This window comes from Streptomyces palmae (assembly GCF_004684805.1).
GTDB classification, from domain to species: domain Bacteria; phylum Actinomycetota; class Actinomycetes; order Streptomycetales; family Streptomycetaceae; genus Streptomyces; species Streptomyces palmae.
The window spans coordinates 1-9,629 of record NZ_SRID01000273.1 but is presented as its reverse complement, the minus strand read 5'-3'; the positions used below and the strand labels follow the sequence as shown (position 1 = coordinate 9,629).

9 protein-coding genes are annotated in these 9,629 nt (G+C 66.7%); 1 reads left to right on the top strand and 8 read right to left on the bottom strand.

Annotated features, from left to right (window positions below; all coding sequences use genetic code 11):
• Positions 1-181: 181 nt before the first annotated feature.
• The 3 genes from E4099_RS23520 to E4099_RS23510 form a co-directional block, all read right to left on the bottom strand.
• The gene (locus E4099_RS23520; protein ID WP_135341111.1) at positions 182-640 is read right to left on the bottom strand and encodes a hypothetical protein; all 459 of its coding nucleotides are present in this window, start codon (positions 638-640) and stop codon (positions 182-184) included.
• Positions 641-734: 94 nt separating this feature from the next.
• A complete protein-coding gene (locus E4099_RS23515) occupies positions 735-2,606 on the bottom strand; it encodes an alpha/beta hydrolase (protein WP_135341110.1) in 1,872 nt (623 codons plus the stop codon).
• 8 nt (positions 2,607-2,614) lie between these two features.
• On the bottom strand, positions 2,615-2,962 hold the full coding sequence (locus E4099_RS23510; protein WP_135341109.1) for a hypothetical protein: 348 nt from the start codon (positions 2,960-2,962) through the stop codon (positions 2,615-2,617).
• A gap of 269 nt (positions 2,963-3,231) precedes the next feature.
• On the opposite strand from E4099_RS23510, the gene E4099_RS23505 reads away from it, so the two are divergent.
• Complete coding sequence (locus E4099_RS23505) at positions 3,232-3,711, top strand: lamin tail domain-containing protein (protein ID WP_135341108.1); 480 nt, start codon at positions 3,232-3,234, stop codon at positions 3,709-3,711.
• 74 nt (positions 3,712-3,785) lie between these two features.
• Here E4099_RS23505 and E4099_RS23500 read toward each other — a convergent pair whose 3' ends face one another.
• Genes E4099_RS23500 through E4099_RS23480 form a run of 5 tightly spaced genes read right to left on the bottom strand, consistent with a single transcriptional unit; the run spans position 3,786 to position 9,469 of the window.
• Positions 3,786-4,880: an ABC transporter ATP-binding protein gene (locus E4099_RS23500; RefSeq protein ID WP_135341107.1), complete on the bottom strand. Its 1,095-nt coding sequence runs from the start codon at positions 4,878-4,880 to the stop codon at positions 3,786-3,788.
• Positions 4,870-5,907 (bottom strand): ABC transporter ATP-binding protein, encoded by a 1,038-nt coding sequence (locus tag E4099_RS23495; protein WP_135341106.1) that lies wholly within the window; start codon positions 5,905-5,907, stop codon positions 4,870-4,872. Before E4099_RS23495 ends, E4099_RS23500 begins: the two co-directional genes overlap by 11 nt.
• A gap of 11 nt (positions 5,908-5,918) precedes the next feature.
• Positions 5,919-6,923, bottom strand: coding sequence for an ABC transporter permease (locus E4099_RS23490; RefSeq protein ID WP_135341105.1), 1,005 nt, complete (start codon positions 6,921-6,923; stop codon positions 5,919-5,921).
• A complete protein-coding gene (locus tag E4099_RS23485; RefSeq protein WP_135341104.1) occupies positions 6,916-7,839 on the bottom strand; it encodes an ABC transporter permease in 924 nt (307 codons plus the stop codon). The genes E4099_RS23490 and E4099_RS23485 overlap by 8 nt, the downstream gene beginning before the upstream one ends.
• A 4-nt stretch (positions 7,840-7,843) precedes the next feature.
• Entirely contained in the window at positions 7,844-9,469 is a 1,626-nt protein-coding gene (locus E4099_RS23480) for a peptide ABC transporter substrate-binding protein (RefSeq protein ID WP_135341112.1), read from the bottom strand.
• Between the last annotated feature and the right edge of the window lie 160 nt (positions 9,470-9,629).

Genomic DNA, 9,629 nt, shown 5'->3' with positions numbered 1-9,629 from the left:
GACCCACCCTCCGGCTGCCGCTTCCGCACCCGCTGCTGGAAAGCCCAGGACCGCTGCGCCCAGACCGAGCCGCCACTGGTACGGACGGAGGACAGCGAGGAGGGGCACTTGACGGCCTGCCACTTCCCGGAGGGAGTGGGGCCCACCTGACACCCGGCCCGCCCCTGGGGCCCCGCAGTCCTCAGTACTGGCCTTTGAGGGTTCCCTTGGGGGCTCGGAAGCAGGCGGAGACCACCTCAACGCTGATCATGGGCTCTCCGGAAGCAGTCCGCTTCTCCCCAACAATATGCACCGCGAAATACTCTTTCTTGTTCTCGGCAAGGATCTCCGGATCCCGCGCCTCACTGTTGACTTTCCCATCCTTGAGGATCGTCCATCCGCTTTCAGGAAGTCGCTTCCGAAGATTGTTCATGCCACGCTCCACGGATTCATCAGAGATTCCATAGACCGACCACGGATGGAGCGTCTTATACAACTCCGAATCGCCGGATTCCCCTTCACAGCGAGAGACGCCAGGACCAGGTTCGGTAACCTTTCCCTTGACTTCAATCATCTCCAGGAGTCGACTGGAAATTCTCTCGGTTTTGCTTCTGGCCTCATCGACACCTAGCTTCACGGGATCATATCCGAGCTCGTTCACACTATCCGAACACCCCACAGTCAATGCTCCAATAAAGACAATGAGAAGCGGAGCAAAGACGCTTGATCGCCAGCATCGGCCGCCCCTCCACTCACTAGTCATGCGAAACCCGATCGTATTTGCCAGTCACCACAAACGCCTGGTTGCTCTGGCTTACAGAGCCGTCTCTGAAGTAGTCTGTGTGACTTTGAGCATCCGTCTGCATTCTATGGGCGCCGAAATCTTCGTCGGATGGCACATTCTGGCCCCATACAGCGCCGAACGGCAGAAGGTCTTCCAAAAAAGTGTCGCCGCGGCCGAGTCCTGCGACCTTCCCGCCGAGAGGTACCTGGTCCTTGTGGAAGGGGGCAGCTTGTGACCACACATGGTCCTTGCCTGTATCGAGATCATCCGCGTGCTCGACCAGCACGCCAGGGCTTCCCGCAACCACGATGTCGTCGGCGGCGAGGTGCCCCTTGATCGACGCCGCCCCTATCACGGTACTTCCGTAACTATGCCCGATGACTGTCGTATGACTTGCCTCGGGCCCCCCTTGGGCGGCTTGCAAACCATCCAGGAATTTGTTGAGCGTGGGCGCCGCATCCCAAGCGTACGATTCATCCATCGCCTCAGGAACAATTGACTGGGGGGCGTCATAGCCGATCCATGTGATGGTCGATACACTCTGCCCCGGAACCTCCCGCTGACTCCTCCGCCACAAGTCAGTCATGCGATTGATGTCCCCTTCGACACCACTGAGTTTCGAGTAAGTACCAGGGACGTAGACCGCCGTGTGATCAGCGGTGTCAGGATTGCCATTGGCGACGATCGCACGCCCCTTCCCCTCCGCATCGAAACCAAGCAAGTATGCCTCCGGGAGCCCTCCTTGCCCCGTCTGGTCAAAGCGCCCTTGGATGGCTTCCAGCGGATCCAGCTTCTTGCGGAGCTCAGACCTCTCTTTATCCCAAGCCTTCCACGCTAGCGTAATCTGCACCTCTCCATCGATCGGAACCTGCCTTTGGTTATCCCATTTCGGCTCGTACTTCTTAGGCTCGGGCCGGCTCTCATCGAATTCGCGCAGCTTTTGGGAAGCTTCCGCATGAGCCTCTGCAAGGACAGTCCGGTTGGCTTCGTCGCGAACCACTGCGGGGAGACCGTCCAGCGCACCCACCTTTTTGGCATCCAAGGCGATATAAGCGTCCCGCTCGTCCTGCGACAGCCCCTTCCACCACTTGGCGATGTCATCGGGACTTCCACCCTTGGGGGGATGCTTGATGTGATCCAGGTAGTGCTTAGCCCCCGACCGCGCGCTACTGGTGTCTTTCTTGACATCGATCCAGTCGCTGTCCGAAACGACCAGATCGTCATCCGCTTTGTACTCCCGCAGCTTCCGCGCCCACCTCTGATCGACCCCCGTGGCCTCCTTGACGATCTGGGCGATGCGGTTGGCGTACTGGACGGCCCGACCATAGTTGGGGTTCGGGTTCAGGTTCGCTATTTGGCGCTCGAGTCCGTCTGCTGCATCGTCGGCATCTTTGGCCGGGTCGATCGGAGCGCCGGTCTCGGCCCCCTTGGCGCGACCGATGACCTTGCCCCCCTCGGGCACTTTGCCGTTGCCGCCCTTGTCCCCGCCCGGCGGATAGCTGACCGAGCCGTCGGCGTTCACCGTGAGCTTCTCGGCCTCGGCATCCTCGATGGCCGCGTCCAACTTCTTCTTCACTGCCCGAAGGTCAAAGGCAAGCGCGTTCAGCGCGCCAGTCATCAGCCCGCACTCGACCTCCACATACTGGAAGTCGGCCAACAGCTCACTCAGCTGGTTGAGCGCCTTCTTCGCGGCCTCGCCTTTGAGCTTCCGCCGCATGGGTGGCGTGATCTGACGCTCCAACGCCTCTCTGGCCTGGGAGGCCATGCTATGGGTCTTGTGATAGCCGTCCGCCGCCTCCTCGAACTGGTGCGGCTTGCACGCCTTCAGCGTCGCGAAGTCCATGGCTCAGCTCACCGGCCCTTGCCCTGACCACCGATGGCCGGTGTGTCCTGGTACTTCTTCTCCAGCTCGGTGAAGGCGGCCTTGATGGCCTGGTCGTTCCTGTACTGGTGGTGCCCGGCCTTCTCCATACGGGATTTCAGGCCCTTACACCGACCACTCACCGCATCCAGATAGCTCTTCCAGGAGTCGTACACCTCCCGCTGTGCGGCCGCACTCTCCAACTCGCCGGCCCCAACGCTCTTCGCACCCACCCCCTCCTGGCCTTTCGCCAAGCTGGTCAGCGCCGTCCCGACATTGCCACCAAGGGTGCCGACAGCGCTGCCGGCGGCGTTCCACGTCTTCAGGTCGGAATTCACCCCATCCGCACCCCCCGCGCCTGGGCCCTTCCTCGCACTTGCAAGCTCCGTACCCTGACCAGCCATTGCTCCACCCCCGAGCGTCCTGTGATCACTTGATGGCTGTCAGTAGCGTAGCCATGGGTAGTGATCACGCGCCTGAGTACGCGTACTCAGGCGATCACTCGCCTTACCTGGACAGCTACACGCACGGGTTGCACACATCTTCTCCACAGAACGGAGAGAATGTGTACGCTCCTCTCACCCAACCCCGTTCAGAGGAGCCTCAGTTGCGGATACGCGCCGCCCTGCCCGCCACCCTCACCGCCGCCGCCGCGCTCGCCGTCGGGCTGCTACCGGCCGCGTCGGCCCAGGCGACCGTCCGGTCCGCCGCCCACCAGGGCGGTCTGCACCTCGGCTACATCCAGTACGACAGCCCGGGCCGGGACACCCGCTCCAACGCCTCCCTGAACGCGGAGTGGGTCAACATCCACAACAACTCCCGCTCCGCGATCCAGCTCAAGGGCTACAAGCTGAAGGACAACACCGGCTACACGTACACCTTCGGCAGCTACAAGATCGGCGCCGGGAAGACGGTCAAGGTGCGCACCGGCAAGGGGAGCAACGCCGCAGGCGTCGTCTACTGGGGCCGCGGCAGCTACGTCTGGAACAACACCAGCGACAAGGCCCGCCTGATCAAGCCGAGTGGCAGCCTTCTCGACTCCTGCTCCTGGACCACCCGCGACCACGGCACCAGGAACTGCCACTGACCGCCCCCGCGGCCAAAGCGCTGGAGCCCGGGGCCCACGCCCCGGGCTCCCCGTCAGCTCGCCCGACCACCCCGTCAGCTCAGGCCCAGTTCCGCCTCCGGGTCCCGGTCGGCGTGGCGCGGCGGGCCGTCTTCCGTCGCCGTCTCGGTCGTCCGTTCCGCCGCGAAATGGCAGGCGGAGGGGTGGGCCGCGGGGGTGTCGGTGCCGTGGAACCACGGGGGGACGGCGAGGAGGGGGACCTCCTGGGCGCACTTGGCCTGGGCCTTCCAGCAGCGGGTGCGGAAGCGGCAGCCGGAGGGCGGGTCGGCCGGGGAGGGGACGTCGCCGGTGAGGAGGATGCGGTCGCGGCGGTCGCGGGCGGCCGGGTCGGGGACGGGCACGGCGGACAGCAGCGCCTGGGTGTACGGATGGGTGGGGTGCTCGTAGATCTGCGTGCCGGTGCCGATCTCCGCGAAGCGGCCCAGGTACATCACGGCGACCCGGTCGGAGATGTGCCGCACCACCGACAGGTCGTGGGCGATGAAGATGTACGCGAGGTCGAACTCGGCCTGGAGGCGCTCCAGCAGGTTGACCACCTGGGCCTGGACGGAGACGTCGAGGGCGGAGACGGGTTCGTCGGCGACGATGATCTCGGGTCGGAGGGCCAGGCCCCGCGCGATGCCGATGCGCTGCCGCTGGCCGCCGGAGAACTGGTGCGGATAGCGGTTGACGTACTCGGGGTTGAGGCCGACGACGTCCAGCAGCTCCTGCACCCGGCGGCGCCGGTCCCCCTTGGGAGCCACCTCGGGGTGGATCTCGAAGGGCTCGCCGATGATGTCGCCGACCGTCATCCGCGGATTGAGCGAGGTGTACGGGTCCTGGAAGACCATCTGGATGTTCCGGCGGACCGCCTTCAGCGCCCGCCCGGACAGCCTGGTGATGTCCTCCCCCTTGAACCGGATGGTGCCGGCGGTCGGGCGCTCCAGGTGGACCAGCAGCTTGGCGACGGTGGACTTGCCGCAGCCGGACTCGCCGACGATGCCCAGGGTCTCGCCGCGGGCCAGGTCGAAGGAGACCGTGTCCACGGCCCGTACCGCGCCGATCTGCTTCTTGAGGACGACGCCCCGGGTCAGCGGGTAGAGCTTGGCCAGGTCCCGGACTTCGAGGATCGGCTCGGCCTCAGCGGGCATGGAGTTCGTCCCTCCAGAAGTGGCAGGCGCTGGCCCGGCCCGGGATCCGGGTGCCGTCGTCCTCGGTGACCGGGTGGAGCGGCGGGTCGTCGGTGCGGCAGACGTCCCGTGCCCGGGGGCAGCGCGGGTGGAAGGCGCAGCCGGACGGGATGGCGGTGAGGTTGGGCGGCAGTCCCCGGATGGCGTACAGCTCCTGGCCCTTGAGGTCCACGCGCGGGATGGAGTCGAGCAGGCCGCGGGTGTACGGGTGGGCCGGCCGCTTGTACAGCTCGTGCACCGGAGCGGTCTCCACGATCCGCCCCGCGTACATCACCGCGATCTTGTCCGCGACATCGGCGACCACACCCAGGTCGTGGGTGATCAGGATCAGACCCATGTCGTACTCGCGCCGCAGCTCCGCGAGCAGGTCCATCACCTGCGCCTGCACCGTCACGTCCAGCGCGGTGGTCGGCTCGTCCGCGATGATCAGCTCCGGCTCCAGGGCCAGCGCCATCGCGATCATGATGCGCTGCCGCATACCGCCGGAGAACTGGTGCGGGTAGTCGCCGACCCGCTCCTTGGCGGCCGGGATGCGCACCCGTTCCATCAGTTCGACGGCCTTGGTACGGGCCTGCTTTCGGGACATCCCCCGGTGCACCTGGAACATCTCGCCGAGCTGGGCGCCGACCGAGAGCACCGGGTTGAGCGAGGAGAGCGCGTCCTGGAAGATCATGGCCATTTTGGCCCCGCGCACCCGTCGGCGCTGCTCGGCGCTCATGGTCAGCAGGTCGCGCCCCTGGAAGAGGATCCGGCCGCCGGTGACGTAGCCCGGCGGGGAGTCCAGGATGCCCATGACGGCCTGCGCGGTCACCGACTTGCCGGAGCCGGACTCGCCGAGCACGGCCAGCGTCTCACCGGCGTCGACGGTGTAGCCGACGCCGTTGACGGCCTTGGCCACGCCGTCCCGGGTGCGGAACTCCACCCGCAGGTCGGCCACTTCCAGCAGGGGTGCGGTCCGGCCCGCCGTGCGCTCTTCCGTGATGGTCATCCTCGGGCTCCTCAGCGCAGTTTGGGGTCGAGGGCGTCACGTACCGCGTCGCCGAGCATGATGAACGCCAGCACCGTGAGGCTGAGCGCGCCCGCCGGCCACAGCAGCGTGTGCGGGGCGTTGCGGATGTGGGTGGAGGCGGAGGAGATGTCGATGCCCCAGGAGACGGTGGGCGGTTTCAGGCCGACGCCGAGGAAGGACAGGGTGGCCTCCAGGGCGATGTAGGTGCCCAGAGCGATGGTGGCCACGACGATCACCGGGGCGATGGCGTTGGGCAGGATGTGCCGCAGCAGGATCCGGGTGCCGCCCGCGCCGAGCGCCCTGGCCGCCTGGACGTAGTCGTGCTCCTTGGCGGTGACCACCGAGCCGCGTGCGATGCGGGAGATCTGCGGCCAGCCCAGCAGCACGATGAAGCCCACCACCGGCCAGATGGCGCCGCTGGTGACCACGGAGAGGAAGACCAGGCCGCCGAGGATCAGCGGGATGCCGAAGAAGACGTCGGCGATCCGCGACAGCAGGCCGTCCCACCAGCCGCCGAAGAATCCGGCCAGGCCGCCGAGCACGCTGCCCAGCAGGGCGGCTCCGGCGGTGGCGCAGACGCCGACGGTGATGGAGGCGCGGGCGCCGTGCACGGTGCGGGTGTAGACGTCGCAGCCCTGGGCGTCGTAACCGAAGGGGTGGCCGGCCTGGGAACCCTGCTGGGCCTTGTTCAGGTCGCAGGCCAGCGGGTTGCCGGGGGCGATGGACTGCGGCCAGACGGCGATGAAGACCAGGAAGAGGATGACCAGCGCCGAGAGCACGAAGACCGGGTTGCGGATCAGGTCGTGCCCGGCGTCGGACCACAGGCTGCGCGGCTTGCCGGTGAGGTCGGTCCGGCCCCGGTCGGGTCCCCGCTCCAGGGTCCGGGCCGCGCCGGTGGCCAGGTCCATGGCTCCGCCACCGCCGGTCGGCGCGATGACCTCATCAGGTGGTCCGGGCTGTCCGGACTGTCCGGGCGCTCCGAGTGGCTCAGGCATAGCGGATCCTCGGGTCGAGCACGGCGTAGAGCAGGTCCACGAGCAGGTTGGCCAGCAGGAAGACGATCACCAGGATGGTGACGAAGCCGACCACGGTGGGCGAGTTCTGCCGAAGGATGCCCTGGTAGAGCTGGTAGCCCACGCCATGGATGTTGAAGATCCGCTCGGTGACGATGGCGCCGCCCATCAGGGCCCCGATGTCGGTGCCGATGAAGGTGACCACCGGGATCAGTGAGTTGCGCAGCAGATGGCGGGTGATGACCCGATGGCGCGGCAGGCCCTTGGCGACGGCGGTGCGCAGGTAGTCGGCGCGGGTGTTCTCGGCGATGGAGGTGCGGGTGAGCCGGGTGGTGTACGCCAGCGAGGTGAGCGCGAGCACCACGCCGGGCAGCAGCAGCTCGTTCACGGGTGCTTCCGGCGATACGGAGGGGCTCACCCATTCCCATCTGACGCCGAGCAGGAACTGCAGCACATAGCCGCTGACGAAGGTCGGGATGGAGACCACGACCAGGGTGAGCAGCAGCACCGAGGTGTCCACGGCCCGCCCGCGGCGCAGTCCGCTGAAGACGCCGAGGGCGATGCCCACCACGATCTCGATCGCCACGGCGACCAGGGTGAGCCGCAGGGTGATCGGGAAGGAGATGCGCATCAGCTCGGTGACCCGGTCGCCGTTGAAGGCGGTGCCGAAGTCGCCCTGGAAGATCTGCCCCATGTAGTGCAGGTACTGCTTCCACAGCGGTTCGTCGAGGTAGAGGTCCTTGCGGATCCGGGCGGCGGTGGCCGGGTCGGGGGCGCGGTCGCCGAAGAGCGCGGCGACCGGGTCGCCGAGCGCGTACACCATGAAGAAGATCAGGAACGTGCTGCCCAGGAACACCGGCACCATCTGGAGCAGCCGCCTGATCACATAGCGGCCCATGCCGTCAGCTGACCTTGATCTGGTCGTAGACGGGCACGCTGAACGGGTTCAGGGCCACGTTGCCGATCCGGTCGGAGTAGCCGGCGCTGCCGTTCTGGTACCACAGCGGGATGGCGGCCATCTGACCGGAGAGCACCCGTGAGGCGTCCTGGAAGGTGGTGATCGCCTGTGCGGAGTCGGAGTCGGCGTTGGCCCGGTCCACCAGGTGGTCGAAACGCTTGTCGCTCCAGTGGCCGTCGTTGGAGGAGGCGTCGGTGTAGTAGAGCGGCTGGAGGAAGTTCTGGATGAGCGGGTAGTCCATCTGCCAGCCGGCGCGGAACGGGCCCTTCATCCGCTTGTCGCTGATCTGGTTGCGGAAGTCGGCGAAGGTGCCGACGGGGTTGCCCACGCAGGCCCGGTCGTTGTGCAGCACGTTGTTGACGCTGTGGCAGATGGCGTCCACCCACTCCCGGTGGGAGCCGGTGTCCGCGTTGTACGAGATGGTCATCCGGCCGCCGGGCAGCCCGCCGCCCTGGTCGATCATCTTCTTGGCCTCCTGGGGCCGGTACTCGCAGGCCGTGCCGCACAGCCCCGGCTTGTAGCCGCCCTGCGGGCCGAGTACCGGTGAGGTCCAGTCGGTGGCCGGGGTGCGGGTGTCGCGGAAGATCTGGTGGGTGATCAGCCGGCGGTCGATGGCCATCGAGATACCGGTGCGCAGCTTGGCGGAGTTCGGGCCGTTCCACCGTTTGTCGTAGAACGGGAAGGCGAGGGTCTGGATGATGCCGGCCGGCTGGTTGATGTACCGCTTGCCGAGGTCGGCCCTGACATTGGGGAGTTGCGAGGCCGGGATGTCGTCGACCAGGTCGAGGTTGCCGGCCTGGAGGTCGGTGTAGGCGGTGTTGTTGTCGGTGTAGACCCGCAGGTCGACACCGCCGTTGCGGGCCGCGTCGGGCCCGGGGTACCCCGGCCGCCTGCGCAGCTTTATCACCGAGCCCCTGGTGTACGAGCTGATCAGGTACGGGCCGTTGCCGATGGGCTTCTTCACCCATGCCTCGTGGTCGGTGAAGAACGCCCGGGGCAGCGGGGCGAAGGCGTTGTACCCCAGGGTGTCGGGCCAGGTGGAGAACTTCTGGGTGAGCCGTACGGTGAAGGTGTACGGGTCCTTCACCCGGAGTCCGGAGAGCGTCTTGGCGGTGGGCCGGCCGGAGGTGGGGTGCACCTTGTCGTACCCCTGGATGTACTCGAAGAAGTAGGCGTTCTTCTGCTTGTTGTCGAGCAGCGCGCCGTAGTTCCAGGCGTCCACGAAGGAACTGGCGGTAACCTTCTCTCCGTTGCTGAAGGTCCATCCCTTCTTGACGGTGACGGTGTAGTTCCGCTGGTCGGTGGTGTCGATCCGCTCGGCGAGCATGTCCTTGGCCTCGCCGGTCCTGGGGTCGTACCGCTTGAGCCCCCGGAAGGCCATGTCGAGGACCTTGCCGCCCTGTACGTCGTTGGTGTTCGCCGGCTCCAGCGGGTTCTGCGGGTCGCCCCAGGACGCCCGGACCACACCGTTCGGGCCGCCCTGCACATCGCCCCCGCCCCCGCAGGCCGCGGCTGTCGCGGTGACCGCGATGGCACCCACGACCCACAGGGCCCGCCCGGCACCGCGCATCGGCTGTCTCCTCATGGTGCGAGATCATCAGCGAGTACCCATAACACCCCAAAAGGTGATGAGACGCCATTTGCGGATGCCGCCGGGCCTGCGGAGGCCGAGAAAACCGCCCATATGTCTCAAGCGGGGGGCGCCTCCGGCGGGGGCGAAGGGCTGGCAG

Bases quoted from the DNA above. Each gene is read 5' to 3' on its own strand.
- E4099_RS23500 (WP_135341107.1), bottom strand. From the start codon at position 4,880: ATGCCCGCTGAGGCCGAGCCGATCCTCGAAGTCCGGGACCTGGCCAAG.
- E4099_RS23480 (WP_135341112.1), bottom strand. From the start codon at position 9,469: ATGCGCGGTGCCGGGCGGGCCCTGTGGGTCGTGGGTGCCATCGCGGTC.
- E4099_RS23490 (WP_135341105.1), bottom strand. From the start codon at position 6,923: ATGCCTGAGCCACTCGGAGCGCCCGGACAGTCCGGACAGCCCGGACCA.
- E4099_RS23495 (WP_135341106.1), bottom strand. From the start codon at position 5,907: ATGACCATCACGGAAGAGCGCACGGCGGGCCGGACCGCACCCCTGCTG.
- E4099_RS23485 (WP_135341104.1), bottom strand. From the start codon at position 7,839: ATGGGCCGCTATGTGATCAGGCGGCTGCTCCAGATGGTGCCGGTGTTC.
- E4099_RS23515 (WP_135341110.1), bottom strand. From the start codon at position 2,606: ATGGACTTCGCGACGCTGAAGGCGTGCAAGCCGCACCAGTTCGAGGAG.